The sequence below is a fragment of the Streptomyces sp. NPDC037421 genome (assembly GCF_055602105.1).
Window position 1 is genome coordinate 100,902 of sequence record NZ_JBVJWV010000022.1, and the last position, 25,675, is coordinate 126,576.

Annotated in this window: 34 protein-coding genes; 19 read left to right on the plus strand and 15 right to left on the minus strand. The window is 69.5% G+C overall.

Annotation, left to right across the window (positions count from 1 at the left end; all coding sequences use genetic code 11):
* Positions 1 to 175 precede the first annotated feature (175 nt).
* Complete coding sequence (locus ACZ7IF_RS27015; RefSeq protein WP_470976312.1) at positions 176 to 1,423, plus strand: helix-turn-helix domain-containing protein; 1,248 nt, start codon at positions 176 to 178, stop codon at positions 1,421 to 1,423.
* A gap of 23 nt (positions 1,424 to 1,446) precedes the next feature.
* Here the strand turns inward: ACZ7IF_RS27015 and ACZ7IF_RS27020 are convergent, their stop codons facing one another.
* From ACZ7IF_RS27020 to ACZ7IF_RS27040, 5 genes are all read right to left on the minus strand, one after another.
* Positions 1,447 to 2,655, minus strand: a complete 1,209-nt coding sequence (locus ACZ7IF_RS27020) for a site-specific integrase (RefSeq protein ID WP_470976218.1) — start codon at positions 2,653 to 2,655, stop codon at positions 1,447 to 1,449.
* A complete protein-coding gene (locus ACZ7IF_RS27025) occupies positions 2,652 to 3,068 on the minus strand; it encodes a DUF6221 family protein (protein WP_470976220.1) in 417 nt (138 codons plus the stop codon). The genes ACZ7IF_RS27020 and ACZ7IF_RS27025 overlap by 4 nt, the downstream gene beginning before the upstream one ends.
* Before the next feature lie 19 nt (positions 3,069 to 3,087).
* Positions 3,088 to 3,351 carry a hypothetical protein gene (locus ACZ7IF_RS27030; RefSeq protein ID WP_470976223.1) on the minus strand — a complete coding sequence of 88 codons (264 nt, stop codon included), beginning with the start codon at positions 3,349 to 3,351 and terminating at the stop codon, positions 3,088 to 3,090.
* A gap of 1 nt (position 3,352) precedes the next feature.
* Complete coding sequence (locus tag ACZ7IF_RS27035; protein WP_470976225.1) at positions 3,353 to 3,538, minus strand: hypothetical protein; 186 nt, start codon at positions 3,536 to 3,538, stop codon at positions 3,353 to 3,355.
* A 176-nt stretch (positions 3,539 to 3,714) separates the two neighbouring features.
* Positions 3,715 to 4,161, minus strand: a complete 447-nt coding sequence (locus tag ACZ7IF_RS27040) for a hypothetical protein (protein WP_470976228.1) — start codon at positions 4,159 to 4,161, stop codon at positions 3,715 to 3,717.
* Between the two features lie 201 nt (positions 4,162 to 4,362).
* On the opposite strand from ACZ7IF_RS27040, the gene ACZ7IF_RS27045 reads away from it, so the two are divergent.
* From ACZ7IF_RS27045 to ACZ7IF_RS27100, 12 genes are all read left to right on the plus strand, one after another.
* Positions 4,363 to 4,989, plus strand: a complete 627-nt coding sequence (locus ACZ7IF_RS27045) for a hypothetical protein (RefSeq protein WP_470976231.1) — start codon at positions 4,363 to 4,365, stop codon at positions 4,987 to 4,989.
* A 58-nt stretch (positions 4,990 to 5,047) separates the two neighbouring features.
* Positions 5,048 to 5,506: a hypothetical protein gene (locus tag ACZ7IF_RS27050; protein WP_470976233.1), complete on the plus strand. Its 459-nt coding sequence runs from the start codon at positions 5,048 to 5,050 to the stop codon at positions 5,504 to 5,506.
* Positions 5,507 to 5,560: 54 nt separating this feature from the next.
* On the plus strand, positions 5,561 to 6,025 hold the full coding sequence (locus ACZ7IF_RS27055; RefSeq protein ID WP_470976236.1) for a hypothetical protein: 465 nt from the start codon (positions 5,561 to 5,563) through the stop codon (positions 6,023 to 6,025).
* Positions 6,026 to 6,143: 118 nt separating this feature from the next.
* On the plus strand, positions 6,144 to 6,866 hold the full coding sequence (locus ACZ7IF_RS27060) for a DUF4240 domain-containing protein (RefSeq protein WP_470976239.1): 723 nt from the start codon (positions 6,144 to 6,146) through the stop codon (positions 6,864 to 6,866).
* Positions 6,863 to 7,396, plus strand: a complete 534-nt coding sequence (locus ACZ7IF_RS27065) for a hypothetical protein (protein WP_470976242.1) — start codon at positions 6,863 to 6,865, stop codon at positions 7,394 to 7,396. The genes ACZ7IF_RS27060 and ACZ7IF_RS27065 overlap by 4 nt, the downstream gene beginning before the upstream one ends.
* Before the next feature lie 134 nt (positions 7,397 to 7,530).
* Positions 7,531 to 7,989 (plus strand): hypothetical protein, encoded by a 459-nt coding sequence (locus tag ACZ7IF_RS27070; protein ID WP_470976245.1) that lies wholly within the window; start codon positions 7,531 to 7,533, stop codon positions 7,987 to 7,989.
* A 101-nt stretch (positions 7,990 to 8,090) separates the two neighbouring features.
* Entirely contained in the window at positions 8,091 to 8,351 is a 261-nt protein-coding gene (locus tag ACZ7IF_RS27075; protein WP_470976248.1) for a hypothetical protein, read from the plus strand.
* Entirely contained in the window at positions 8,348 to 8,620 is a 273-nt protein-coding gene (locus ACZ7IF_RS27080; protein WP_470976251.1) for a hypothetical protein, read from the plus strand. Before ACZ7IF_RS27075 ends, ACZ7IF_RS27080 begins: the two co-directional genes overlap by 4 nt.
* A gap of 220 nt (positions 8,621 to 8,840) precedes the next feature.
* Positions 8,841 to 10,802: an FtsK/SpoIIIE domain-containing protein gene (locus tag ACZ7IF_RS27085; protein ID WP_470976254.1), complete on the plus strand. Its 1,962-nt coding sequence runs from the start codon at positions 8,841 to 8,843 to the stop codon at positions 10,800 to 10,802.
* A gap of 62 nt (positions 10,803 to 10,864) precedes the next feature.
* A complete protein-coding gene (locus ACZ7IF_RS27090; RefSeq protein ID WP_470976256.1) occupies positions 10,865 to 11,287 on the plus strand; it encodes a hypothetical protein in 423 nt (140 codons plus the stop codon).
* A gap of 80 nt (positions 11,288 to 11,367) precedes the next feature.
* A complete protein-coding gene (locus ACZ7IF_RS27095) occupies positions 11,368 to 12,024 on the plus strand; it encodes a hypothetical protein (RefSeq protein ID WP_470976259.1) in 657 nt (218 codons plus the stop codon).
* A gap of 105 nt (positions 12,025 to 12,129) precedes the next feature.
* Positions 12,130 to 13,086 carry a hypothetical protein gene (locus tag ACZ7IF_RS27100; protein WP_470976262.1) on the plus strand — a complete coding sequence of 319 codons (957 nt, stop codon included), beginning with the start codon at positions 12,130 to 12,132 and terminating at the stop codon, positions 13,084 to 13,086.
* Between the two features lie 284 nt (positions 13,087 to 13,370).
* On the opposite strand, the gene ACZ7IF_RS27105 is transcribed toward ACZ7IF_RS27100, so the two are convergent.
* The 4 genes from ACZ7IF_RS27105 to ACZ7IF_RS27120 all read right to left on the minus strand — a co-directional run bounded on the left by ACZ7IF_RS27105 (position 13,371) and on the right by ACZ7IF_RS27120 (position 15,903).
* Positions 13,371 to 13,754 carry a hypothetical protein gene (locus ACZ7IF_RS27105; protein WP_470976264.1) on the minus strand — a complete coding sequence of 128 codons (384 nt, stop codon included), beginning with the start codon at positions 13,752 to 13,754 and terminating at the stop codon, positions 13,371 to 13,373.
* Positions 13,755 to 13,973: 219 nt separating this feature from the next.
* A complete protein-coding gene (locus ACZ7IF_RS27110) occupies positions 13,974 to 14,510 on the minus strand; it encodes a hypothetical protein (protein WP_470976267.1) in 537 nt (178 codons plus the stop codon).
* Between the two features lie 148 nt (positions 14,511 to 14,658).
* On the minus strand, positions 14,659 to 15,486 hold the full coding sequence (locus tag ACZ7IF_RS27115; protein ID WP_470976270.1) for a hypothetical protein: 828 nt from the start codon (positions 15,484 to 15,486) through the stop codon (positions 14,659 to 14,661).
* Between the two features lie 42 nt (positions 15,487 to 15,528).
* The gene (locus ACZ7IF_RS27120; RefSeq protein ID WP_470976273.1) at positions 15,529 to 15,903 is read right to left on the minus strand and encodes a hypothetical protein; all 375 of its coding nucleotides are present in this window, start codon (positions 15,901 to 15,903) and stop codon (positions 15,529 to 15,531) included.
* A gap of 887 nt (positions 15,904 to 16,790) precedes the next feature.
* Between ACZ7IF_RS27120 and ACZ7IF_RS27125 the strand changes: the two genes are divergently transcribed.
* The 3 genes from ACZ7IF_RS27125 to ACZ7IF_RS27135 all read left to right on the plus strand — a co-directional run bounded on the left by ACZ7IF_RS27125 (position 16,791) and on the right by ACZ7IF_RS27135 (position 17,551).
* On the plus strand, positions 16,791 to 17,003 hold the full coding sequence (locus tag ACZ7IF_RS27125; RefSeq protein WP_470976275.1) for a hypothetical protein: 213 nt from the start codon (positions 16,791 to 16,793) through the stop codon (positions 17,001 to 17,003).
* 69 nt (positions 17,004 to 17,072) lie between these two features.
* Positions 17,073 to 17,297 (plus strand): hypothetical protein, encoded by a 225-nt coding sequence (locus ACZ7IF_RS27130; RefSeq protein ID WP_470151636.1) that lies wholly within the window; start codon positions 17,073 to 17,075, stop codon positions 17,295 to 17,297.
* Positions 17,298 to 17,338: 41 nt separating this feature from the next.
* Positions 17,339 to 17,551, plus strand: a complete 213-nt coding sequence (locus tag ACZ7IF_RS27135) for a hypothetical protein (RefSeq protein ID WP_470151637.1) — start codon at positions 17,339 to 17,341, stop codon at positions 17,549 to 17,551.
* A gap of 233 nt (positions 17,552 to 17,784) precedes the next feature.
* Here ACZ7IF_RS27135 and ACZ7IF_RS27140 read toward each other — a convergent pair whose 3' ends face one another.
* Both ACZ7IF_RS27140 and ACZ7IF_RS27145 read right to left on the minus strand, forming a co-directional pair.
* Complete coding sequence (locus ACZ7IF_RS27140; protein ID WP_470976279.1) at positions 17,785 to 18,393, minus strand: hypothetical protein; 609 nt, start codon at positions 18,391 to 18,393, stop codon at positions 17,785 to 17,787.
* 26 nt (positions 18,394 to 18,419) lie between these two features.
* Positions 18,420 to 18,632: a hypothetical protein gene (locus tag ACZ7IF_RS27145; protein ID WP_470976281.1), complete on the minus strand. Its 213-nt coding sequence runs from the start codon at positions 18,630 to 18,632 to the stop codon at positions 18,420 to 18,422.
* Between the two features lie 1,165 nt (positions 18,633 to 19,797).
* Here ACZ7IF_RS27145 and ACZ7IF_RS27150 point away from each other — a divergent pair.
* Together ACZ7IF_RS27150 and ACZ7IF_RS27155 are read left to right on the plus strand one after the other, a co-directional pair.
* A complete protein-coding gene (locus tag ACZ7IF_RS27150; RefSeq protein ID WP_470151640.1) occupies positions 19,798 to 20,451 on the plus strand; it encodes a helix-turn-helix domain-containing protein in 654 nt (217 codons plus the stop codon).
* A gap of 21 nt (positions 20,452 to 20,472) precedes the next feature.
* Complete coding sequence (locus ACZ7IF_RS27155) at positions 20,473 to 20,940, plus strand: MarR family transcriptional regulator (RefSeq protein WP_470151643.1); 468 nt, start codon at positions 20,473 to 20,475, stop codon at positions 20,938 to 20,940.
* A gap of 180 nt (positions 20,941 to 21,120) precedes the next feature.
* Here ACZ7IF_RS27155 and ACZ7IF_RS27160 read toward each other — a convergent pair whose 3' ends face one another.
* Both ACZ7IF_RS27160 and ACZ7IF_RS27165 read right to left on the minus strand, forming a co-directional pair.
* On the minus strand, positions 21,121 to 21,375 hold the full coding sequence (locus ACZ7IF_RS27160) for a hypothetical protein (protein ID WP_470151645.1): 255 nt from the start codon (positions 21,373 to 21,375) through the stop codon (positions 21,121 to 21,123).
* A gap of 73 nt (positions 21,376 to 21,448) precedes the next feature.
* A complete protein-coding gene (locus tag ACZ7IF_RS27165) occupies positions 21,449 to 23,215 on the minus strand; it encodes a hypothetical protein (RefSeq protein WP_470976285.1) in 1,767 nt (588 codons plus the stop codon).
* Positions 23,216 to 23,521: 306 nt separating this feature from the next.
* On the opposite strand from ACZ7IF_RS27165, the gene ACZ7IF_RS27170 reads away from it, so the two are divergent.
* Positions 23,522 to 23,746: a hypothetical protein gene (locus tag ACZ7IF_RS27170; protein WP_470976288.1), complete on the plus strand. Its 225-nt coding sequence runs from the start codon at positions 23,522 to 23,524 to the stop codon at positions 23,744 to 23,746.
* A 78-nt stretch (positions 23,747 to 23,824) separates the two neighbouring features.
* Here ACZ7IF_RS27170 and ACZ7IF_RS27175 read toward each other — a convergent pair whose 3' ends face one another.
* Together ACZ7IF_RS27175 and ACZ7IF_RS27180 are read right to left on the minus strand one after the other, a co-directional pair.
* Positions 23,825 to 24,154, minus strand: coding sequence for a hypothetical protein (locus ACZ7IF_RS27175; protein WP_470151651.1), 330 nt, complete (start codon positions 24,152 to 24,154; stop codon positions 23,825 to 23,827).
* A 240-nt stretch (positions 24,155 to 24,394) separates the two neighbouring features.
* Complete coding sequence (locus tag ACZ7IF_RS27180; protein ID WP_470151653.1) at positions 24,395 to 25,465, minus strand: hypothetical protein; 1,071 nt, start codon at positions 25,463 to 25,465, stop codon at positions 24,395 to 24,397.
* Positions 25,466 to 25,675 lie beyond the last annotated feature (210 nt).

Here is a 25,675-nt window from a genome sequence, read left to right on the forward strand (position 1 = left end):
ACCACAACGGCAGGCCTTGCGGGCCACGATGCCCATGCCCTGCATGGCGCATGCAGATTTTGCATACGCACTGTGCGCGCCCGGTTACAGGCTCTAGTGTGGGGGCGGCAGGCCCAGCGCCTATCGACGGAGGGCGCCCGTGAGCACGGACCCGCTCTGGAGCTCCCACCACGTGATGGAGTTTGCCGAGCGCCGGCACGCAGGTTCACTCATCCGCGTCGGCCGCGAAGCCCGCGGGTGGCGTCAGAGCGACCTCGGCGTCCGCCTGGCCTGCTCACAGTCCACCGTCTCGCGACTGGAACAAGGCCGGTCCCTCGATCTGCCCCTGCTCAAGCAGGCCGCGGACCTGGTCGGCGTTCCCCTTCCGCTCCTCAACACGTCCTTAGGCCTAAGTTCCTCACCAGCGCCTACAGTTGTCGTTGACAGGACCCCGGCCGAGGAGGATCCCATGCGCCGCCGCCCCCTCATCACCGCAGCGGCGTTCGCCGTCCCACTGAGCCTGATGACTCGGCTGGAATCCGCGCTCGCCGCGACACCTGAGCCCAGCGGCGCCCCCGCCCGGACGCTCGACGCCCGCCTGGCGGCCGCGCGCGGGCAGTTCGACGCCGCCGCCCATGCCGGGCTCCTGCGCTCCCTGCCGAGCCTGCTCGCCGACGCCCACCAGGGCGCCTCCGAGACGCGCCGAGACCTCGACTACGCACGCCTGTCCTCGGCGTACACCATCGCCTCCCAGCTCCTGAACAAGCTCGGCCAGTACAAGCAATCACGGCTGACCGCAGACCGGGCCACCCTGTACGCCGACGTGTCCGGCTCCCCGCTCGCCGCAGCCGCCGCCACCCGCGAACTCGCCGCCGTGCTCCGCCATCAGGGCCAGGAAGCCGCGGCCCAGGCGCACATCGAAGCCGCTGTAGCCCGCGTGGAGGCCACCGGCCTCGCCACGGAGGCACAAGCCGCTGCCTTCGCGCAGATGCTGTGCAGCACCGCCTACACGGCCGCCATCGCCGGAGACCGCGACCAGGCGCTCGCCATGATCCGCGAAGCCGCCCGCGCGGCACGCGACCTTCCCGACACCGCTCCGGCCGGACGTCTCTTCCCGATCACCCCGGCGGCCGTCGATCTCTACGCGGTCGGCGTCCACTGGGCACTCGGCGACGCGGGCACCGCTCTCGAAGCCGGCCGGAACCTGCACGCCGACCAGTTCCCCACCATCGAGCGCAAGGGCCGTATGCACACCGACCTCGCACGCGCCTGGTGGCAACGAGCCAAGCCGGATCAGACAGTCGGCGAACTACTCTCCGCGGCCCGACTCGCCCCCGGAGAGGTCCGTGACCGGCCCGCAATTCGGCAGATTGTTGATGACCTCTACGCCAAGCACCCCCACGTCAGTGGCGTTCGCGAGCTCGTCGCGGTGACCGCCGCATAACCCTGACCTACCCAACGCGCTCGTCACCGGCGTGCCTGCGCGACCGCGGCGTGTGCCGGACCGCCGTACAACGGCACCTTCGCGAGCGGGTCACGGGTGCCGCGGCCGTGCCGGCGGTCGTACTGCGTGTCCGCGGTGTGTGACTTCGGGTCCCACCGGCCTGCGATGTTGCGGTCGAGGAGGGGAACGCCGGCCTCGATCATGTCGGTGTTGGCGCCGGCCCGCCATCCGTGCGAGGTGACCTTCTTGCCGTCGATGTACGGGACGCCGGCGCGCTCCGCGAGCTCCTGGAGCCGTTCGTCCAGGGACCCGGGCCGCATATGGACGCCCCGCTTGCGGCCCGCCGGGTACTTGCGCAGCTCGCCCTTGACGGTCAGAGCGCGGAAGACCGGGAGGTTCGGTGCGTCGGCGCCGAGGTCGCGCAGGACCGCGTACCACGCGCGTGCCCGGCGGACGAGCTGGAGGTCTTCCCGGTCCTGGATGAAGCGGCCGCTCCCCTTGCCGGTCTGGTCCGTCTTGGAGGTGGCCGTGGTGACGTAGAGGCCAGTGTCGTGGATTTTGATACGGCCGTTGAGCTGGTCGGTGAGCTCGGACTCGCGGTGCAGGTTGCTGTAGGCGAGGGCGGCCAGGAAGGCGTCGCGCTTGCCGATGTTGGTGGACTCGTCGATCGCGGCGATGATCCGCAGGTTGTACTCGATCGTAACGGCCGGGGCCCGCCTGACCTCCCCGCCGGCCTTCGTCCACTCCTTCTGCCAGACACGCAGGCGGCCCTTGAACCGGCTCGGGTCCGGCCGCCAGTCGAGCGGCTGCCAGTTCCAGATCCGGGACATGTACTGGCCGACGCTGGACGGCTTGAACTCTCCTTCCTTGCCCCGCCGGATCAGGTGCAGGCCGTAGGCGGTGTAGGTCGCCGTCGTGCAGGGCCACGGGAGGCGGGGAGGTTCCTGGGCCGCGCACCACGCCTCGAAGGCCGCGGTCGCGGAGTTGCGGTTGATGATCGTGTTCTCGGCCAGGTCAGGCTCGGCCAGATCGGCCTTGTCCTCGTCGGACAGCCGGAAGTCCTCGTCCTTCCATGCCGGCAGCTCGTCGGCCAGCGGCGGGAGCTCCCCAGGGCCGAGCATCGTGTGCTGAGTGACCAGGTACCGCGGGCCCTGCTCAGGGGCTGCGGGCCGTACGACGATGTCGCCTTCGACCAGCTCAGCGTCGAAGACGACGTCTACCTCCGTGCTCATGGCGCCTCCGGGGTGCGGACGGGGTGGTCGGGGTGGTCGTGGAACGGCTCGGCGAACTGCCTAACGATGGCCAAGAGCTGCGGCGGGATCGAGTCGCCAAGGCGCTCGCAGTGGTCGAGGAGCTGTTCCTTCGCGTCCAGGTCTTCGAGGGTTCGGGAGGGCTGGTGGCTGAGGATGTGCCGGGCGACCTCGTCGTCCGCCTGGACGCCGCGGCCGGTGAGGACGGAGACCAGGAGCCGGCCGTCCGCCTCGATGCCGAAGCGGCGGGCGTTAGGCTCGGTTGGATCCCACCAGCCGTCGGCGGCAGCTGCGTGGGCCAGACGCTTCTCCTCGTCAACTCGGGCACGCAGGAACGCGATCCAGCCCACGGGCGACGTCACGGTTTCGCTCTCCATCTTCTGAACTTCGGTCACTTCGGTCACTGTCTGGCCGTCATGGGCGGATGCCGCAGCTCTCCAGGAAGTCTTCGTCGTACACCCGGCCTGCGGTCTCCCGGAGCCAGGTGGCCCACCGCCCGGGGGTGCGGGGAGCGTATTCGTGCGCGGCTGCCACGAACACCTTCTCGGTGAGGTCCGCTGCCTTCTCGCCGTCGCCGGTGAGCCTGGTGAGGGTAAGGAGGACCAGGTCGTAAGCCTTCGAGAGCACCTGCTCCAGCTCGGCGCGCGCCTCGTCGTAGTCAGGCGTGAGGCCGGACATGTCAGCGGCCACCTTCCGGCGCATCAGCCGGGGCGCTGGCGGGGAAGTCTGGGTGGTGCTCCCAGCGCTTCGCCTCGTTGCGCATCCACTCCAGCTTGCGCACGGCGCCGACGATGTCCTCGTGCTCCAGGAACGCCTCGGCAGACCCCATCGCGTAGCCCAGGGACTCGTGGAAGAACGGATTCACGACCGGTGTCTCTGCCGCCCGCGCTCTCAAGAAGCCGTGCCAGAGGCCAAGTTGGGCGATCATCTCCGCGCAGGCGTCGACACTCGTGCCCGTAGGCGGCGAGACCGGCGGGGGAGCGAAGGGGGCTGCCGTCGGCTCCGGACGGTCTCCCCGGGGGCTGTATCCGCGACCGTTCTTCACGAGCGGTCCCCCGGCTCGACCACGCCGTCGACCGACAAGTCGACGCTGGATGTCTTGCCGATACCGCCGCGGGTGAAAGACCCAGGCGCAAAGATCGACGGCTGCGGGTCGAGGTCGATCGTCGGCGGCACATGCAGCGTGTCGGGCGCGAAGGACGCCAGCCACTCCTCGGTGTCGGCCGGTTCCGGCAGGCTGTTCGGCACCGGCTTCATGACCGCGTACGTCTGCACGGGGTGCTCAACGTGGCCGAGGTGGCTCAGTCGGTCTCCCGGGGGTACGGGTCGCTGCTGCCGGGCGATGCGTCCGTCGCGCTGCTCGGGCTCGGCCGGTCGCCAGGTCGCCGGCGGGTGCTCCCACTCGCTCGCCCGGTCGGTGTTCATGCCCGCACCCCCCGACTGCTCCCCGCGGCCATGCTCACGCTGACTCTGCTCGTTCTCGCTCACGCGTTCCCCGCCCCAGTAGGTACCGGTTATTCAAAATAGAATACCCGGTAAGGACAAGCTAACTGAAGAGGAATCAGCCGTTCCCAATCAAGTGACGATGAACTGAGCCGAACTGGCCCCGAACTGGAGGCGCGGGGCCTAGACTTCTCCAGTACAAGCCCACTCAGGCCCACTCTGGGTCAGTTCTCTGAGAGGCGTTCTGTGAGCAGCGACGTCCACCTGCACATCACCAATCTGCCACCCGAGTCCATCGAGCGACTGCACGAGTTCGTCAACGGCCTGCCCCCGGCTACCGTCACCCCCGACCCGGGACCGACCGTCGAGGCCGCCCGCGAGTTCCTCATCCGGGCGACCCCCGACGCCCAGGCCCTGGTCGAACTCGCCGTGGCCGCCGGCGGCCGGGTGCTGGGCGCCGACTTCCGCGCCCGCCGCGGCGACCGCCTCAACGGAGCCACCACAAGCGTCACCCGCACCGTGAAATCCCTTATCCAACAAGGCATTTGGCCCGCCGACCTTCCCAAGCTCCTCACCCCCACCTCGGCCGGCTCCGAGGGCTGGAGCAAGACCCACGCCTACACGCTCGCCCCCCGGGCCCTCGGCCCCTTCCGCGAAGCCCTCGGCGGCCGCCCCGTCGGCGCGCCCGAGCCCGCCACCGCCGCCCTCGGCCGGCTCACCGCGCTCTACACCCGACTCGGCCACGACGAGGACACCGCCATCGACCACGCCACCAGCCTGCTCCGCGCGCACACCATCGAACTCGCCGACCTGCTGCGCACCCACGGCCACCCCGCGGCCGCGACCCTGCTCGACGACATCGAGTTCGAATAGCCCCCGAAGTTGCCCCCGTGCGCCGCCACCCCGAGCTGCTCAAGGACGAGGACCCAGCATGATCCCGACGGACGACGACCTGACGATCCACGAGTACAAGACCACGCCGTTCACCCCGGCCGAGCTGGAAGCCATCGCGCGGTACCGCGAGGCCACCGCCGGAATCCCGGACACGTTCGACGGCTTCGACCTGGCACATGTGCACTGGCACGTCAGCGAGTTCGGACCCACCCAGACGTACCCGATGATCCGTTCCCTCGCCACGACGCTGGGGAGCTGGTACCTGGCGCTGGACGCCGCGCTCGGCGACCTGCTGACCTGCACCACCGAATCCACTACGTACAGCACGGCGGCCGCGCGCTTCCTGAAGGCCGAGAGCGAGACCTACCACCGGGTCCGGCAGGACTTCGAGCACACCGTCACGGTCTGGTCCCTCGGACTGGACACGAGCGCCACGGGGGACTATCCGCCAGCCACTCGCACACTCAACCTGCCCGGTCAGAGCCTCGAACCCTAGGCTCCCCACACCACCAGCAAGCGATTCCACGTCGATTGGGAAGAGGGGCACAGCGTGACGACCATCCTGGAGCAGGCCCACAATGCGGGCATTTGGGTCGAGGCTGCGATCTGCTGCCAGACATACGAGACGCTGGCGGACGGGACATCTGCCTGTACCTACGGCTTCAATGTGCAGCTGCGCCGCCGGATGGAGTCCCAGAATCTCCGCACCATCACGGTTCACCACAGGTGTGACCAGACCGAGAAGGACGCGATCTGGGGCGAGACGAACGAGGCCGCCGTGACCGGAGTCACCCGCTCCTCGCTTCTCCTGTACAGGGCGCTGACAAGAATCTTGGGTGAGGCCCGGGACTGCCTCAACGATGACCCGGCTGAATGGCCCGAGGACACACGGAGTCTGCACCAGCTTGTCGGTGAGGAGAAGGTCCGCGAATGGGCCGCGGCGCTGGTCGGCGCTGACGCTCCGGGGAACCGAGAGCTTGTGCCCGACGGTGGTTGCCGAGGTGAGAGGGGCTGAGCACACCCTCAGCCTTCGAGGTCTGAGCATCGGAACCGAGACCTCCGCACGAGTAGCAACAGCCCCGGCGTCACGAGCAAGACCCGGGCCTTCAACGCTCCGAAAGGACTGCACCACCTTGCAGCACTACACCGAGGACCCCTTGATGAACGGCCCTCGCCGCGAACACCGTCTCTTGCTGGAGCCGGTTGGCGCGACGAGGTCCTTGTTCGGTGCTGAGGCGCCCCTGTTTGCTGCGGCATGCGCAGCCGGGGACTGGATTGATCCGAGCCGGTACGCCCGCGACGGCCACTTCGAGGGCTTTGACCTGCACATGCAGGCCGTCCAGCAGGAGGTACACGAGGCGGCTTCAAGCCCGTCGGCTGTCAGCGGCCTGTGCGAGGCTGCCCATGTGATGACCTGGGATGAGTTCTGGAAGCTGATCGGCTACCTCGACGGGCGCGCCGACGAGCTCCAGTGCGTGCAGCTGACCGCGATCCTCGCGCAGAGGCCGGCAGGCGAGATCACCGAGTTCGGGGAGCGCCTCGCCGAAGCCCTGTACCGACTGGATCAGGAGCAGTTCAAGGCCATACCGGTCACCGACCCCGACAGACTGCGTTTTCAGACGGATGACCACTTCCTCTATGCCCGCTGTGCTGTGGTCGCGGCCGGACGTGAGGTGTACGAGGGCGTCCTCAACACGTCCGCAGGGTTCGCTCCCTACACGGCGACGGCGATGGAGGGTGAGAGCCTGCTCTACGTGGCCAGCCAGGCGTACCTGCACGTCACGGGACGTGAGTGGGACATGAAGACCCGCTACTGCGTCGAGACGCGCTCCAACCCGGAGGGATGGCCCGCGTGACGTCGGGTTCCGCCCGCTATCCCGGCCTCCGCGCGCGGCTCGACGCCGGGCGCAGCACCGCGGCCGGGGGTCGCTCGGCGTTGGCCGCGCGCAACCCGGCAGCCTACGTCGAGTGGGACATGGACGCCGAGGTCGGCGGGGCGCCCCACTGGGTTCTGGAGCTGCCGGACATGGACTTGATCAACGCCAACGAGGTACGTCGCTGGCACTGGTCGAGGGAGCGGAAGACCGCGGCCGCGATCCGGGAGGCCACTGCGGTGCTCGCGCGTACTGCCGCGATCCCGCGGCTGACCCGGGCCCGCGTGCTGTACGTCGTGCGCCCGAAGGTGCGCACTCGCGTCTTCGACCCTTCGAACTGGGCGCTGTCGGCGAAGGCTGCCGTGGACGGTTTGGCCGACGCGGGGGTGTTCGAGGACGACAACGCGAGCATCGTCACCGGCGTCGACCCGAGAGCAGGCGAGCGCCAGAACGGCGCCCGCATCAGGATGTCGCTGGTCATCGTGGACCAGTGGAGAGGGGAAGGCTTGTGAAGGCGATGGAACGGCGGCCGGCGCCGCAGAGCATCAGCGCGGATGGGGAGCCCGTCGAGCACGGAGCCCCCGCGCTTTTCAGGGGGCAGCTCGCCGCGAGCTCGCGGGATGCGACGTATCTGTCGTCTCCGAACGTGCACGGCGACAAGTCGAGTCACGTCGCGGTGTTCACCGAGCGGTACCTCGTGGGTGGCGGCATGCACGGGGTCGGCGCCGCGTGCGACCCCGTCCACATCCTGATGGACGTCAGCGCAGCAGTCGGAGCGCACGAGATCGCCCCGGGCGCCCGGTGCCGGCGCCCGGCCTGCCGAAGCCTGTACGCCGTGGCGGATCGGCAGAACTCCGACCTGGACCACATCCGGACCTACTACGGGCTGGCCGCGCGCATCGGTATCACCGTCGCGCTGGGCTTCCGCGTGAGGCATCACGGGCGGCCCGGCACCGTCATCGACACCGCGGGCCAGTACCTCGTCGTGCGCCTGGACGACGAGACCGTACCGGTGACGGTCCACGCCACCTCCGGGATGGAGTACGAGGGTCCGGACGGCTGGGTGCGAGCGGTCCCGCTGCCGGACGCGTACGCCGCGGTGTAACGAATCCGGGGACCACTCCGTCTATCCCGTGCACGGCCCCCTGCGTCGGCGTCCGCCGGCCTCGATCTTCAGGCAGGGGGCCGTGCCCTGGGGGGAGAGACATGAGCACAGCCACCATTCCGAGTCGCGTCGACCTGCTTCGCGAGGCATCCCTCACTATCTGTGGGCGCCGCGAAGGCAAGACGAAGGCCTGCAACTCGTGCCTGCGGAAGGCCGACGCGGCCGTGCGTCTCACCCGCAGCGCCGAGCAAAGCAGCGACCTGGCGCCGCGCCTCGCAGACATCATCTGCGGATCCGCCGGCCAGCCCTGCGGAACTTGCTGGGACAAGGCCACGACCCTGCTGGTGGAGCTTCGCGGATGAGCGGCCGCGACTCGTTCTCCGATCTGCTGGTCGTTGCCGAAGTCGAGGTCAACGGTCGGATGTGGCGCAGCCAGGCGGGGATGGACCCTATCCACTGGGAGGCCTTTCCGGATCTCCGCCGCATGAAGGTCGACTACGTGATGCACCATCTCCGGTCGCGTCTCGGCTCCGTGCAGGAGTCGGATGTCCGGGTCTTCACGTGGGACGGGAAGCGCGAGACACCACTCACCGAAGATCATTTCCCGGCGTCTGCTGATCAGCGCCGGTAGTCTGGCCTCACAACTGCACACCGGGTTTCGGCCCGGACCCAGCTGTGGCGCACGAGCAAGCGCCCCGGCTTCAACGCTCCGAATCCACCAGGAGGGCATACCCATGCCTCGGCTCCTCGCCTTCTCCGGTACCAGCATCTCCGTCCTGATGTGACGTGACGAACCCCTGACCTGGGGTTTCTTCCCGCAACCACGTCACGTCATTTCCCAGGAGACTGCTGTGCCCCCGCATCCCTCGCACGACTCGATACTCGCCCGCGCGGCGCTGGGTGCCGCGAGCGCGTTCGGCGCGGCCTGCCGTTGGTGTTCTCGCCGCCGCTACGAACTCGCCCCGGGCGCCGCGACAGGCGGCCTGACCGGACTGTCCTGGCTCCACCACCTGGACGGCGTCAGCCTGCCCGAGCACGGCGTGTACGGGCTCGCCCTGGCCGCCACCGGAGCCCTCGCCGCTGGTGGCCTCAAGCACAAGAACAAGACGATCGCGGCGGCCGGCACCGGCGGCCTGGTCGTGATGGCCGACGCGTGGATCGGCGCCGGGCTCGGCCCGTCGGTTCCGTCGCTGATTGCCGGCGCCGTGGCGACCGGCGGGGCCTACGCCGCGTACGTGCCCTGGCTCGTGAAGTCGCGTCAAGAGCGCATGGCCCTCCAGGTGAAGGCGGCCAAGGCCGGGCTCACCCCGCACGGCCTTGGCGACCACACGCTGGCGCCGGGCATCACCGGCTCGACGGCGGAGGAGACCGCGCTGCTGCGCGCCCTGGTCGCGATGCTGTCCGTCCCCGCGGTGGACGTGACCGCGCTCGACTACACGCCCTTCGGCTGGCGGGCGGTCGTCGTCCTGCCCCCGGGCCGCAACACTGCCCCCCAGAAAGTCATCGCCCGCAAGGAACAACTCGCCTCGAACCTCGGCCTGCCCGGGAAACTGCGCCTGGCCAAGGGCGAGAGGGACAACGAGCTCGTCGTCTCCCTGTACGAGACCGACCCGCTCGCCACGCCGATCCCCTGGCCGGGCCCGTCGACCACCACCTGCACCGAGCCGGCCGTCCTCGGAATCGACGCCTTCGGACAGCCGGTGCTGATCCCCCTGCTCTACAACCACGTCCTGATCGGCGGGGCCACCGACAACGGGAAGTCCGGTGTCCAGAGCGTCCTCATCGCGTACGCGGCGGCCTGCGAGGACGCCGAGCTGCTCCTCATCGACATGAAGCCGGGCGCCGTCGAGTTCGGCCCGTGGCGCGGCTGCGCCCTCGGCCTCGCCGACACCCCCGCCCGCGCCATGGGGCTGCTGCGGACGGTGTGGAAGGAGGTCGAGCGCCGCGGCGCCATCCTCGCGGAGCTCGGCGAGAAGAAGTGGGTGCCGGGCAAGCACGGCCCGGCCTGGTTCGTCTTCATCGATGAGCTGGGCGAGCTGATGCGCCGCGTGCCCGAGGCGGCGAAGCTGATCGAGTCCCTGCTCCAGGTCGCCCGGTTCACGGGCGTCACCCTGGTGTGCGCCACCCAGTCCCCCTCGAACAGGGTTTTCGGCGGCTCCACGGACGGCCGTCAGCAGTACCAGGTACGCATCGGCCTTGGAGCCAAGGAGTCCACTACCTCCAACCTCATCTTCGGGCCCGGCGCGTACGGGAACGGCTGGTGCCTGGATGAGCTGGACGCCCCCGGCAAGCTGCTGCGCTGGGACCGGGAGCACCAGGTCCCCGTCGAAGCGCGCGGATACTGGATGACGGACGAGAACGTCGCGGCCACGAACCACCGTTACGCCCGCGCAGAGGACGAAAGCGGGGCTCTGGGGCATCCGGAGCCCTCGCCTGACCCGGAAGACGACCCGACCCCGCCGGTGCCCCCCACGCCGCCTTCCGGCCCCGGCGGCGGCCGTCCGATGCTGCGATCCGTTCCCACGTTTCCTGACGGGACCGAAATCGCCGACGAGCGGCAACTGGCGCTGTGGCAGGCGGTCGAGAAGGCGGGTGCCAAGGGCATCACGGTGGACGACCTGGTGGCGCTGGACCTGCCGCAGTTCGCCGCCCGGTCCTCCGTGAACGGGCCGCTGGGGCAGTGGCGCCGGAAGGGCTGGGTGGAGGAGGCCGGCAAGCAGGGCCGGGCGATGGCCTTCAGGATCGCCCCCCGCCGTCTTCCCGCTTCGGTACCGCCGGTAGACGTGGAGACGACCGCCGCGGTGACCGTATGAGCTGCGCGGGGATCCGGCCGAAGGGCTGAGCCCGGCCGGATCCCCGTGACATGATCTTCGGCATGAACAAGGGGTGGGGGGCCGCCGCGAGCCTGGTGCTCGGCGCAGCGGTGTTCGGCATGACGGGATGCGGCGGAGCGAACGCGGCGGCGAAGCCGCCGGCGGCGAGCCCCAGCGACAAGCCGCCGTCGGTGACCGCGGCGGGCAAGGTCTACACGGACGACCTCAACGCGCTGGCGTGGGGTGGGTGCCCGGACGACTGCGACAAAGACCTGAACGAGATCGTCGCCAACGCGCGGGCCCTGCGGAAGGCGATGAACGCCGACCCGGCCGGAGCCACGTTCTGGTCTCCGGCGTACCGGTTGATCGACCGGATCGAGGAAGGCCGCGCCAAGGTACAGGGAGACGCCCGGTGGAACCGGGCGCTGATCCTGGGCCCGGCCCATGAGCTGAACGACTGGCTGTCGCAACACCCCACCCAGTAGCTCCGGCCGAGGCCGCTCGTTGGACACCGCGAGCCGCCCGCCTATTTCTATCAACCTTGATAGAAGAGAAAGGAAAATGGATGGAATCCGAAGACCAGCTCGTGAAAATCACGGCTGCTATTGATGTAATTCACGCTGGACGCTTGAAGGCCATCCGCAGAAAGCACCGTCTTGAGATGGTGGATCGGGCAATCGAGCTTCAGGAGGAAGGCCTCACTGCTAACGCTGCACGCCTCACCGTTCGAAGGATGCGCAGCGCCGAGCTTTGGCCGACGCTGAACTTGATCATCCAGAGCGCGATCGAACGGCGGCTCGCGGAAGACGACCTTGCCGGCCCCTGGGCTCCTCTCGACCAGGACGAGGAGGAGTTGGCGACTCTCTCCGGGCGAGGTGTCGGTCGGCACTATCCGGGAACGCTCATCACGCGCACCTACGAGCTCCGATCTTCCCTGGTCACGGCGTTGAGAACGGCAGCGGTTCGCGTGAGTACGGATCCTCTGGCCAAGCTGGAGGAGCTGGGGCTGACCTATCACAGCCCCGATTACACACCGGAGGAACACCAGAAGCGTGACGAACTGCTCGCGCACGTGTACTCCGTGCCGCGCATCATCCGGCAGGGGCTGGAGCGCTACGGGCCCTGGCCGAGGGAGGAGATTCCGCCGTCCGCTCCGCAGCCACACGACGGCATTTCTATCAACCTTGATAGAAATAATCGGCAGGGAAATCATCCCCGATAGACCGTTTCGGTGAATTTTTCAGGCGCTTTGAATTTCCGTCTGGCTGTGCGCTATGAATTAGGAGAAAGAAGGTCGCTACAGAAGGAGGACGCTGTGCCTGGTTCCGTGCCAGCTATTGATGGGCTCCCGCGCTACACGTGGTGGGGCGCCGTGCCCGACGGGCTGTTCACCAAGACGCAGCTTGCGCAGCAGGACCCGCCGCTCAAGCCCGGCGGCCAGCCTGTCGGCCAAGTGCTCTACCACGGCAACAGCTACGCCCCGCTGTACCCGCTCGGCGAGGCCGTGCCGAAGCGGCGGGCAACCCCGGCACAGCGCGCCGCTCTCAACCGGGCCCGCGAGCTCCAGTACGAGTGCCGGCGTTGCGGCGCCCGCGAGCGGCACCCGCTCGGAAAGGGCCGGTTCTGCGACCCGTGCCGGTACGCGATGACGATGTGGGAGCAGCACAAGCAGGCGCAGGCCCTGGCGCGCGAGCTCGTCGCGGACCCGGCCGCCGTGCTGTTGGTCGTGGACGTCGAGCCGGACTCGCTGCCGGAGACGCAGGGCGTCGCCGTGGTCGCCGTACACGACGGCCAGGTCCTCTACACCGCCCCCGCCGGGGAGCACAGCAGCCCCGAGCGCGGCGCGGTCCTCGACCAGCTCGACGCGCTGCTCGCCGACCGGCGGGTGGTCGAGGAGCCCGACCATATGGGACCGATCCGCCGCTGCCCGCAGTTCCTGCTGCGCCCGCCCGGCTCTCGCGGCCCGGGGCTCTCCGGCCGTGACCCGCTGCACCCGTGGGCCGCGCACAACTCGTCCGTCGCGCGGATCTGGGCGCCTTGGTACGCGCACACCGACTACCCGTACAGCACCGTTCCCTGTCTGCCCGGACACGGCGAGACGGTGCCCTGGTCGCGGTCGCTGAACGTGGCGGCCGACGGCCAGTCGATGGCTGGCCTTCTGCACCGGATCGCGGACGGCACCGAGCCGGTGTGGGAGCGGGCGGCATGGACGCTGGACGGTTACGGGGTCGGAGAGCCGGAGCCGGCCCGGGGCCGCGCGGTGCTGGCGGGAGGGAGGAACTGATGTCGCAGATCCGGCTCATGGACTCCGACCCGGACCGGGCCCGGAGGACAGCGGAAGCCCTCATGCGGGCCCTGGAGGCGTCCGGGGAAGTCGTGGCGACGAACATGTCCGAGCCGGTGCCGAATCGGCGGGGAGCCGGCGCCCGCGTCTACCTGGAGGTACTGCTGCTCGAACAACGCAGTCGGCCGGTGGACCACGAGACGACCCTGGAACGTGATGACGCTGCGCGGCCAAGGCCAGCCCGTGCAGCCTTGCCTGCTGGCCGTCGGAAGCTACGAGGTTGATCAGCGAGAGAACGTCCCCCCGGGCGCGGTCGGCCCGGGTCGGTTCATCGCGTTCAGCGCCTGGTCGAGTTCGTGCAGGGCGCCCCGCATCATCAGCACGGCCCCGCCGAATGCCAGCGCGGCTTCCCCGAGCGGAAGCAGGTCCATCGGGCCGGCAGTGAACGAACGCGCCACCCAGCGGGCCCCGGCCTCGTCCTCATCCACGTACTCGGATGAGGCCAGAGCGGCGACGGCGGCGCCCAGCTCATCAGTGCCGAGCGGGGCGAAGTCCTCGACGCCCTCCGCCATCTCAACGACCCCGGCAACTGCCTCCTCCAGCGCCTCGCGAGCCTTAGCAACTCGCGCTCCGTCGGCGCCGAGAAAATCGGAGAGTCGGTTGTTCATCTGGCGCCCTTCACCCGGAACTTGAGGTGCGCCCAGTCTTCCACGACTACGGTGTGTGTAGGCCCGGTATCGCATCCCCCGTCGATACCGGGCTGACGGCGTACGGGCGGCCCGCCCGGCGCGACGTGCGAAGGGCGGCCGGGCGGGCTCCGGTGTCCACGATGTCAGCCGGGCCCCGGCAGGACACCGAGGCGCGGCGGCGGCCGCGCTCGTGGCCGCTTACTGCTTCGTGGACTCGCCGTCGCTCAGCTCGCTCACGATCCCCGGGATGGCGTGCTGCACGGTGTCCACGACGGCGCCTACGACGGTCCACACGGCGTCGGAGAAGTCGGGTGACTTGGTGTCCTGGACGGTGACGACCTGGTGGGGGCCGAATCGAACCTTGGCCGGCACCGCCAGCAAGGCCCAGCCGCCGGGTACTTCAGGGGGTTCCGGGGAGTAGCCGGAGACGTCCCACTCTCCGAAGGCGGACACCCGCCGGCGAAGGGTGTCGTCGTCCTCCGTGCCCTCCAGATAGTCGGGCGGGTCGACGCGTACGCGGATGAGGAGCTTGCCCCACCGGAACTCGGCTTCCCGGAGGTCGTAGAGCAGTACGCGTTGGATCTTGCGCCGGACCCCAAAGGGCATGTTGGGCTCGGTCGAGGGGGACGTTTGCTTCAGCGCCGGGTATCGCGCCTTGACGGCTGTACCGGTGCGCTGGGGAGGGACGGTGTCCCACTCGGGGTGTTCGGGCGTGTAGGCGTCTTCGCTCGTCACGGGGTCTCCTCTGCATGCGGGAAGCGCGCCGCGGGTGGGCGCGGCTAGGGGGCCGCGGAGGGCGGCCAGGCATTCCCGCGCACGCGGGCAGGGTGAGACGTGACCAGTATGGCGGAGGCGGCAGCGCGTTCGCAGGGGAACGGGGCGGCTACCCGGCCGTGCGCAGGGCGCCGGGGCGTAGGGGGGTGCCGAGGATGTCGAGGACGAGTCGGCGGTGGGCCGCGTGGAGGGTGCGCATCGCGGCGCGGCGGGCACCGGGCGGAGGAGTGTCCTGGCCGCTGCGGGGTCGGCCGGACTTGGTCGGCACCCACAGGTAGCCGGGGTCGCTGCCTTCGAGGGCCGCGGTGATGCCGGCGCGCTGGCGCAGCCACCGGCGGACGATGCGTACCGTGTCGGCGTCGAGCTCGACGGGCCCGGCTTCGAGAAGGACCCGCGGGGCCGTGCGGTCGAGCTGGAGGTCGGCCACGTCCAGGCGCCACAGCTCGCTGACGGTGCAGCTGGTCGCGGCCACGAGGGCGGCCAACGCCGCGGTGCGGATGCTGGTGGCGGCGTTCGCGCCGGTGGGGCGCTTCACGGCGAGGGTGTGGATGACCTTCTGCGCCTCGTCGGGGTCGAGGTGTTCGCCGGTGGTGTTGGGCGGGACCTCCAGGCGCCAGGGGGAGCGCAGGTACTCGGCGAACATGTTGTAGGTGATGATCCGGACGCGGCTGGAGTTGTTGGCGCCGGGTGCGTCCGGGCCGCGCAGGGTGTTGCGCTGGCGGGTGAGGCCGGCGGCGGCGTCTTCGAGCCACGCCTCGGCCCGGGGGAGTTCCATCAGCTCGGCGGCGGTCAGGTTGGCCGGGGCTCCAGGGGTGTTGACCGCGTGCTCCAGGTACTCGGTGAGGAATCCGCCGCGCAGGCGGCGGGTGGAGTACGCGAAGCGGCGCTCTTCGAGGTGGTCGAGGAACGCGGTGATGGCGTCGAGGGCGGTGGTCACGTCGTCAGGGTACGGACTCGTCCGCCGGGAGGGATCCGGGCGTCAGCGACTGTCCCCACGATCGCGTACGAGGGCGTCCACGACCGGGGCGGCGAGGGGGTCACCGGCGTATTCGGGGGTGGAGTTCACGGCGAGGTAGGGATCGCCGCCGACCTGCATGGCGAGGGTCGCGGTTTCTTCCAGGCCGATGATGTGCCGCTGGACCCCGGCCATCATGTACTCGACGGCCCAGGGTTCGCGACGTGCCACCGCCTGCTGGACCTCCTCGGCGAGCAGGTCGGAACGGTCGCGGTCCGGGAACTCCGTCATCAGGGCGTGGCATCGCTGGGTGACGGCTCGCGCGGTGGGGAGGCTGATGTTCATGTCGTACGCCATGCCCTCGGCGATCTTGTCGAGGATCTCGTCCGGGTTGCTCACGCCCCGGTAACGAAGGGCTCCCGGCGGAGGTTGTGGCCGGGCTTCCTGTTGTCGCCGCGCGAAGCGCGTCCGTACTGGTCTTCCGCGGTTCGCAGCCTGCCGGCGGCCGGTTGGGGGGTGTTCAGGGATGCAGCGCGGTTGGGCGGTACGGGGCCCCTGCGCTGGCCCGGTCGGGGCCGCGGCCGAAGGCGGCGGGAGTGCCCCGGGCCCCGTGCCGGTCGGCCGCACCCCTTTGCGCGCCGCAGGCGCGCTCTCTCCGAAGCTTGGTAACAGCATAAAGCGCTCCTCAGACCGGGCCCCGTTCGGCTGACGCTGGTCCTGTGGTCCGTGTCGAACCGGATCGGTACAAGCCGGTTCGATACGGTCCAACACGGACCCATGACGGGCCGCAGGGGCCCACGGGGCCGCGCTGGTAGGGGTAGGGCTTTTTGCTGTTACCAACGATCCGGCTTCTGCTCGGGGCGGCGGGTGGGGCGGTCCGCCGGGGTCTGTGCTGCTTGACCAACGAACGCTCCCCCGGCGGGCCGCTCACCCCATAGACGTAGTGGGACGCCCAGGCGTTACACCTCCTGGCCGCGGTTCTCCGCTTCCTCGATCATCCGCAGCCCCGTCGTGTGCAGGGTCTCCTCCGGGTGCCGGTCGCACTCCTCCAGCAGCATGAACAGCGCCTCGGGCACGGTGCCCGACGAGCAGGAAGGCCGCTCCGTACCGGCAGGGCCCGCGCGAGGGCGGGGTACGGTCGAAGGGTGAACCAGGAAGTGCGCGAGCCGGCCGAAAACTCGCCGTGGAGCCCAGCAGCAGGACCGGAACCCACGGTGTGGAGCTGGCCGGCAGGAGACCGCCCCGCCCTGTGCGTGTGGTCTGCGGGCCGGTGGCGGTACGCCCCCGTGCATGCTCGACAGAACTGGCACGACGGGACGGTGGTCTACCAGGTCTCCGTCGACCTCGACGGCTCCACCAGCGTTGTCTCCCGCTCCTACGCCTGGCCTCAGCCGGGCCTGCGCATCGCCCACGGCTCGCAATCCCAGCCCTCATCCTCCGGCCCGCCGGTGCTCACCGGCCGCGAGCGCAGTGTGCGGATGGATTCGGCTGGCGCCTGACGGCAGGCCGGACGCCCGTCCGGCCGCTTCCAGGCGGCGGGCGCTGGATTTGCGCAGTCGACTGGAGCCATGGCTTCTGCTGCCCGGCTGGTCATTTACCCGCCCGACGAGAACGGCTGGCGCCGCGTGCGCTTGGACGGGAACTCAATCGGCGTGGCACACCGGCCCTCCGACATCGCCGTCTTCCTCACCGCGGCCGGGCTGGAGACCGCCGAAGAACTCGACCTGACCGACCCCGCGTTCGTGGAGTGGCGCGGCGGCGGCCCTGAGACCTGGGCCGAGTCCCCTCCGTAGCCGCGCCGCACCGGCGGCCACCGAAGCCATAGGCTTCGCGCGTGGACAAAGACTCCCTGACGGCCGTGGTCGCCTGCACACTGTGCAAAACAGAGGTCCCACGGCCCGCCGACGTGCAGTGGCGGCCCCTGTGGGACGCCGGATGGCGCTGGATCGGCACCCGCAAACTGTTCTCCTGCCCCAACTGCCCACCGGTGATCGCGGGCGACGAGCAGGACCGACAGGTACGCGAACCCGAGCACTTTCCGAAGTAGGCCGTCAGCTGCCACCCGCCGGCTTGCGCGGGATCCGGGTGTTCCCGATCCGTTCGGGCAGCGACTCGAAGGCCGGTCCGGACGCGCCGTAGTGGCTGCGTCAGGCCATCCCCGCGGAAGGCGGGGAGCAGGGCACGGTAGGTGCTCATAACGAGGTTCATCCCCGCATGTGCGGGGAGCAAGGGCTGGTGGGCCAGCCCTGCGGGATGCTATCGGGCGGCTGCACCGCCGGGCTACCGGTTCCCGGCACTGGTGCGGGCCTGTTGGCGTACGGGCTCCAGGTCGGCGACCGGGATCATGCCCTCTTCGGGGAGTCCGGCGTCCCGCCACAGCCGTGCGGCCAAGGCCGCGTCGCCGCCGGCGTCCGCGGTGATGACGTCCTTGGCGATGGAGAAGGCGAGGGTGCCTTCGCCGAGGTCCATCAGCCGGGCGACCATCCGCACGTTGCCATAGGTCCCGGGCTGCTTCCGGCTCGCGGTCGTGGGCTCGTTGTATCGGTAGACCAGCACCCAGCGGCCTACGAGCTCTTCAGCTCGGGCGATCATCGTGGCGCCGCGGTTGGTGTCCTGCTGGTCGGTGCGGATCGTCTCGATGCCTCCACCGGGTGGGCGCAGGGTAAGCAGGCCCCGGCGGCTGGTGGGCTCGATCTCCACCTTCTCCAGGTAGGCCGAGAACGGGTGGGTGTTGTCCAGGGTCTTCATGGCCTGGTCGACCTCGCGGGCGGTGAACGCGAGGTCGACAGCGAGGTCGCGTACGCGGGCCTGCCAGGCTGCTTGTTGCCCTTCGGGGCATGGGCCGGCGGCATGGGCCGCGGCGGCCACGAGGTGGGTGTAGTCGGTCACTGGGCCATCCTCGCCGGGCTGTGTCGCTAGTGAGCCAGCTCGGGGCACTGCTCGCGGAGCGCACGTTCGACGTCTTCCAGCGAGGCGCCGTACGAGGAGAGCACGTTGTGAACGTGCCGGACGGCGGCGGCGAAGGGCTGGCGACGGACGTACACCACCTCAGTGCCTTCATGGCGGATGTACGCGGCGGCGGTGGGGAGCACGTCGTCACTGGCGATTTCAATGCGCGGGATGACCATGCGGTCACCCTACTGGCCGCGGCCGGGCACCCTGCTTGCCAACAGGGCTTGAAGGTGGCTCTCGTAGCGTTCAGGCACCTGCTCTCGCTTAGAGGCGGTAGCTCCTCAGCCCTGGGGGCTTGCGGTGCCCCGCCGGGGTGGCGGGGGCAGCGTTGGCGACTGCGGGTCGTGCTCGCTTAGAAGAATGGCAGCGTGGTTGAGCTCCGTGGGTGGTGCAGGTGGCCACTGATCGTGTTCGTTTGGCGAGCCCGCCGCTGGGGCTGGCTTTCGGTGGTACAGGCACGAAACCCCGGGGAAGAGCCCGATCAGTTGAGGCAACAGCGTCCCACCCCCCGTACGGCCCACGAGCAGCAAGGTCCTAGTCACTGGCGCGAGCCGACCCGGACGACATGCTCCTCAGCCACGATGATGCGCCGACCGAGCGGAGCGGTTGCCGGGCTCAGCCCGTGCGCGGCAGCAGCTGCCCCCCGCCAGCCACGACTTATGGGTGCGTTCGCCTCACGCGCCGTCCGGATTGACGGCGGGGGAACGCGCCCGCGCCCAACTCGGCCCGGAAGTCCGGCATACCGGACAGCAGCCGGGCACCCCTCCCTCCGCCGCTGGCCGTTTTTGCCCTGCCCAAATTACCCGCAGTCGCCAACGCGGTAGGCCACGGAGGCTTACGGACAGTGGGCGCACCGCGTTCGAGCTGACAGTTGCGGCCCGTCGGTGGGCCGAGGGTTGGGGCCAGGGTGGGAGTCAACGTGCAGGTAAGGGATTTAGATTGGGGGCGCGTTGCATCGTTGCAGGTCAGATGGGGTGCAAGGGCAAAATAAGGTACGTCCAAAGCTACGTCCGAGCTGAGATAAGTAGCTTTGCACCCTACATTCGCAGCACGGAATGTGACCTATGGTCACAACTTTGAGGGCTCTAGGCGGGCTTCAGGAGCCTGAATGTGACCTATGGTCACATTCAGGCTGGGGGAAGAGGAGGTTCCGGGGCTCTGGGTGGGCGATGTGCGAGGAGAGGCCGGGGCAAGGTACGTGCAGCGCTACAGTCGGGCCGGGAACGTACGTCAGGGGCTACGCTCGACACGCGAAAAGAGACCATGGGTCACATCTTTGGGACTCATGGTCTCTTTCAGTAGGCTCAGCGCGTCTTGGATACGACGTGAGGAGTTCAACTCGTGGAAGTGCCTGTACAGGGCGCCCGGCTCCAGCCCGAGGGCGAGCCGGCGCGGAAGAAGGCCCCCCCACCGCCAAGTCCGTACCGCAGGGGTGACCAGGCCACCGTCTTCGCGGTGCCGGCGGGACACACCCTCACGGTCAAGGCGGAGCCCACATCGACCGGTTTCGTGGGGCGCAGCTTCGCCATGGACTCGCTGGAGTTCCTGCGGTGGGCCGCGGTGTACTTCCACGACGACGCCCTGAGCTTGCGGGTGCTGCTCTTCCTGATGGGTTCCCAGGAGCCCGGAGGGCTGATCAAAGCGACTCAGGAACAGCTGGCCAAGGCGCTCCAGGTGCACCGGGTCCACGTGAACCGGTCGATGCGTCTCCTGGTCGGCCTTGGACTCGTGCACATGGTCAAGCGCGGGATGTACCAGCTCAACGCGCAGGCCTCGCTGCGAGGCGGGGTGACCGAGGTCGAGGAGGCCGAGCCGCGGAGGTTCTCGACCCAGGAGAAGCTGACTCGTAAGATTGATCAGCTAGCGATCATCGATGCCTTCAGACATGATCCGAAGGTGCTCGAAGAGTTCAAGTGGCTCGAATTTCCTGAGCCAGCACCACGAAGGCCGCGTAACCCGAAGAAGCCCGCCGAACCGGACACATCGGAGGAATAGATGTCGGCTCAGCCTGCTGAGGTGAACGCCCCCGTGCTGCTGTGGGGTTCGTTCAACGTCTTTGCGTACCTCCCGAACGTCCCGGGGCCCGCTCTGAGACTGCTGATGCACCTCATGGGAACGCAGGAGGCCGGAGGCCGGATCGTGCAGACTCAGCAGGTGATCGCCGAGCATCTGGGAGTCGACCGGGCGCTGGTGACCCGGGGGCTGAAGCACCTGGAGCTCGCCCGGCTGGTGGCCAAGGAGGGGCAAGGCCTCTACCGGCTCAACCCGATGGTGGCGGCTTTCCACACGCCGGCCGAGGCGCAGACCGCGTTCAATGCGATGCAGCCCGAGGACTACCTCGACGTTCCGGACTTCGAGGAGCGGTACCAGGTCGCTCTCGCGGAGGACGAGCTCGCCCGGAAGAGGAAGGCTGCGGAGCGGAAGAAGACCGCGTCGCTGAGCGACCTCACCGCGCACCGCCGGCGCAGGAACCAGGCCTCCTGAAGGACCGGTGAAGCAGTGTGGGCCCCCCGCTACTAGCGGGGGGCCCACATGCGTCTTGGATACGGTCCCACTGTAGCCGCCCGTCGTGGGGGGCGAAAGCGCAGGCTCTCCGACGGTCAGCTTTCCTCCGCCACAGCCGGGTGGCCAGTGCCGCGTCCTCGCGGCCGGCGGGCGGTGCCCCTACGCCTCCTCTGGCTCGGTGGCAACGGGGGTCTTGTCCATGGAGACGAGCTGGGCCGCGATGTCGAGGTTGTCCGGCAGGGCCTCCTTCATGCCGTCGAGGGCGCCGAGGAGCAGGGCCCGGCGCAGGTCCGGCGGCAGCCCCTCGAAGACGTCGGCGGACGCCCCGAGGCTGATGTGGATAGACGCGTGCGGCTTGTCGGGGTCGCCCTCGGCTCGGTAGATGACGGCGTCGAGGGCGATGGGCTTGAGCAAGAGGGGCCTCCATGGTTCGGGTCGGCCGGGGTGGCCGGGGTGAGGACCATGTCGTCTGGCGTGGCCTTGTGTCTCAGGCGATCAGGCCGCGGCGGCGGACGTGCGGTTCGTAGACGGCCAGGAGGATCCCCTCGGCGCGGTCGGGGCTCTTCATCCCGCGGGCCTTCATCTGCTTCTTCGATTCCACGACGGCGTGGCCGCCGGCGTTGTTGCCGAGGTTGGGGGTGGTGAGCTGGATGCCTGCCTCGCGGTCGACGCGCAGCCGGAGCCGGCCGGTGCCGGTGGAGGGGTCCGGCTGGAGCAGGGAGCGGGTGGCGAGCCACATTTCGTCTCTCTTGCGGTAGGGGCGCATGGCGGCGCCGGGGTCGTCGCGGTCGGGGGACTCGGAGACCATGACGCCGATGATCTCGCTGTTGTGCTGGCCGTTGTCGCCCCAGACCTCCAGCATGCCGACGGCTCCGTGCCCGAGACCGTTCTTGTCGATCTTGACGTGGATCTTCGCGGTGGAGCCGAGGGCTTTGGCCAGGCGTTCGGCGGCCTGGACCTCTTCAAGGATCTTCTTCGCGACCTTGACCTGGTTGTCGTTGACGGCGCCCGAGGAGTGGTGGCGGTGCTCGATCGCGTCGCCGACGATCCGGTAGATCGTGAACTCATCGCCGCCATCCGCGGCCACGTCAACGCCGAGGCGGATCCAGGACCCGCGTTTGACGGTGTGGGTGGCGCGTTCCCCTTCGAGGCCGAGGTCGCACAGCCGGACCCATCCGGGGCCGGTCGGGTCGTCGTTGCGCTGGGCGTCCTCGACCCAGGTGACGGGGATGACCTTGCCGCCGCCGCCCTTGGGGAATTTCGCGTAGACCTTGGCCTGGACGTACGGGTGGTCCTCGCCGTACTCGCGGATCGTGCGGTTCACCCAGTCCATGTCCGGGAGGTGGAGGGCGAGAGAGTGCTTGGGTACGCCCGCGGGGCAGTCGTTGCAGAAGGGGACCCGTTCCTTGGTGATCGCGGGGGAGTCGAAGGTTGCGATCGGCACGGTGACGGTGGTCGGCTCCTCAGGGTCGTCGCCTTCCTCGCACAGGCCCTCGAACCAGCTGCGGGGATCGTCCGCCGGCGGGTTTCCGATGGCGAGCATCCTCGCGTCGCCGGTGAGCAGGTTGTTGGTGCCGTTGCCGATGCCTCTGGCGATACCGCCGGCCTCGTCCACGATGATCAGGAGCTTGGGCGTGCCGTGGATGCCCTGCATGGCCGCCTCGTCGCCCTCGGGGGCGGTGAAGCCGTACGCCACGACTACGTCGTTGCCCCACTGGTCCGGCATCTTCCACTGGGTGGTGTCGCACCATCCGGGCAGGCCGGACCGGGCGACCGTCTTACGGATGTGGGGCCACAGCTGGTTGCGGACCTGGCGGAATCGCGTCGCGGTGGTGACGATGACCATCGTCCCGGGCGGGTTCACAGCTCCCGCCCACGCGACCAGGCGGCCGGCGATCCAGGTTTTGCCGACGCCGAAGCCCGCGGGGCAGGCGACGCGCTTGTGGAAGGGGACGGCGTCCACGATGTCGCGCTGCTTGCTCCAGATCGACTCCCCCAACACATCCTCGATGAACCCGCTGGGGGTGTCGTGCCAGAGGCCGTACATGGTGCCGGTCTCCCGCTCGACCTCGGTGAGGACGTGGGCCAGGTCCGCGGGGTCGAGAGACTTGATCGCGGCGCGGCGTACGGGGACGGGGGCCCGCAGCAGCATGTCGGCAATGCTGCTCGCGTCGGACGAGCGGACGCCCTGGCGCTGCTCCTTGGAGGCGTGGGCGGCGGCCACAACGGGCGTGAAGGTGGTCGGGGCGTCCATGAGGCGCACCCTGCGGTCTGGGGCCGGCTTGTGTCCCGGACCGGCCCCCAAGCGGGTCGTTATGCGATAGAGATGTTCCGGAATATGGCCCCTCACTGCGCCAGAGGCGGCGACTGAAGGGGCCCGATCGGTGTCAGAGCGCGCGGGGAGGGCGCCGGAAGTCGCGTCTGGGGGCTCGACGGCGGCCGCGGACCGCTCTCAAGCTGTACGGCGGCCAGTTGGCCCAGGTGGATGCTGGTCCTACGCTCGTGAGCGACGGGTTGGCCAACCCCTCCCCCTGCTGTTCAACGTGCTGAGGAGCCCGTCATGCCTGCACCCAAGCCGAAGCCGGTCACGTTCACCATTACGGCGCCCCTGCTGCGCGAAGAAGGCCCGGCGATGCCCGTGCACGCGGTGCACCAGAAGATCATCGACCTGCTGGAGACGCTCGACGTGTACGTGGACGACCCGGACCGCGACACGGAGGAAGCCAGGTTCACCATCGCCGGCGCGACGGTCACCGTGTCCGAGAAGGCTCCGTCTCGGATGTGAGCCGTCGGCGGCCCCGTCCATCTCGCGTTCCGCGGTCACCTGGGGAGTGGTGGCCGATCGGGCGGTGAGCGGCCTTGGTCAGCAGTGGCCGCAGCCGTACGGGCTGCTGCGGCACTCCTCGGTCAGGTGGTAGTCGCCGCGGCATCCGCAGTCGCAGCCGCCCAGGAGTCCCTTGGCGAACAGTCGCCTGACCTTGGCGAGGAACAACCTGTAGGGCACGGGGCCGACGGTCTCCTCCAGCGCGGCCTGTACGTCCCACGACATCCGCCAGGGGACCGTTCCCGGGCGGACGGGTGAGGGTGAAGGAGTCCGGCGTACGGCGTCGCACAGCGTGTCGTCGGGGATGTCCTTGCACTGCATGCGGCGGCCGGCGATGAGCCGGATCGTGGGGCGCTCGGCAGTGTCCATAGGTGTCCTCGAACGTCGGCGGCCCCCGTCCGTCTCGCGTGGCTCAGCTACCGGGGGGCGATGGCCGAGAAGCGAGTGGGGAGAACGGGGGCCGCTGGGGGCGGGGCGGCCCCGGGGGGGATGGGGCCGCCCCTTGCGGGGATGGGTGCTGACTTACCTCGTTGAAGGGATGGAGTGGACCCCTTCACGGCCATAGACGGAGTGAGTCGTCCAGGCGTTACAGGTCTGCGGGAAGAATCTTCAGGGCTTCGGCCGCTTGGTGCCCCAGCGGCGGTCCGCGTTGACCTCGGGATCCACGACTCGGCGGACGACCTTCGCGTCACGGTCGATTGCTTCGGCGATCTGTTCGGGGGTCCAGCCGTACGGCTCGTCCGCGAGGACGAGCATGGCGGCGTCGCGGATCTCGACGGCCGCAGCATGCCTGGCCTTTGCCGCCTCCATCGAACGGGCGATGTCCGGCAGTTCCTCCGCGGCCTCCTTGAGGTACTTCACTCCGGCGGCGCGGGCGGCGGCCGGCTGTTCAGCCCGGGTGGGGACCTTGGTGTCGCGGGACAGCCCAAGGGCGCGCTGCTGAACGCGCACCAGGCCCTGGCGGGTGATCCCTGCGGACTCGTAGACCCCGCGGGCGGTGGTGTAGAACGCAAGGCTGTTCAGGGCGGCATCCCGCTCGGGAAGCAGCGCGGCCGCTTCCTCCTCAGCCTGGTCGACGGCCTGGGCTGCGAGGCGCAGGCGCTCATCGGGGGCGACGGCAAGGGTCGCGAACTCCCTGCGGAGCTCGGTGACCGCCTGCTCGCGGACCTTGTCGAAGTCGGGCCGCTCCAGCGCGTCGACCTTCATGCGGCCGCCGGCGGTGCGCACCGCTTCTTGTGCGGCTTCCAGGTGGGCGAGTGCGGCATCACGGCGGGCTTCGGCTGCCTCGTACCGGACGGCGACGGTGACGGCCTCGTCGTGGACGTCGGGCCGCTGCCACAAGGTGTTGTGCGTCCGCGCGGCCTCCAGGTTGGCCCCGGACCACCATCGGGAGTGGGGAGCCATGGTGGCGCCGTTGTGCGCTGCGGCGATCTTCATCGCGTAGCTGTAGGCGACGCCGAGGTTGGCGGCGAGCGCGGGGGTGACCTTGCCGTCCGCGAGGGCGGCGGCGGCGAGGAGCTGGTCCCGCTCGGGCCTGAGGACGGACAGCTCCATGTTGGCCTGGTCGCGCAGCTCCTCGGCCTTGATGCGCCGCTGGAAGGGGTCGCTGATCCCCTGGAGTTCGGTCTCCACCTCGGCGGAGGCGTCGGTGCGGATCTTGTCGTAGTCGATGCTGCTCATGGTGTTCCCGTTTCCGGGCGCGCGCCCTGGGGCGCTGGTGGCAGGGGCCTCCCCTAGCCATTCATCCTTGGTCGGAAACTGTACACCACGTCCTGTGGGGGTCGTTGCGTTCGAGGTCGCGTAGGGCGAGGAGGAGCAGCTCGTCGCCGGTCGGCTGCTCGTCGGAATCGAAGTGGACTCTCGGCGGGATCGTGGGGGCCGGGGCCTGCA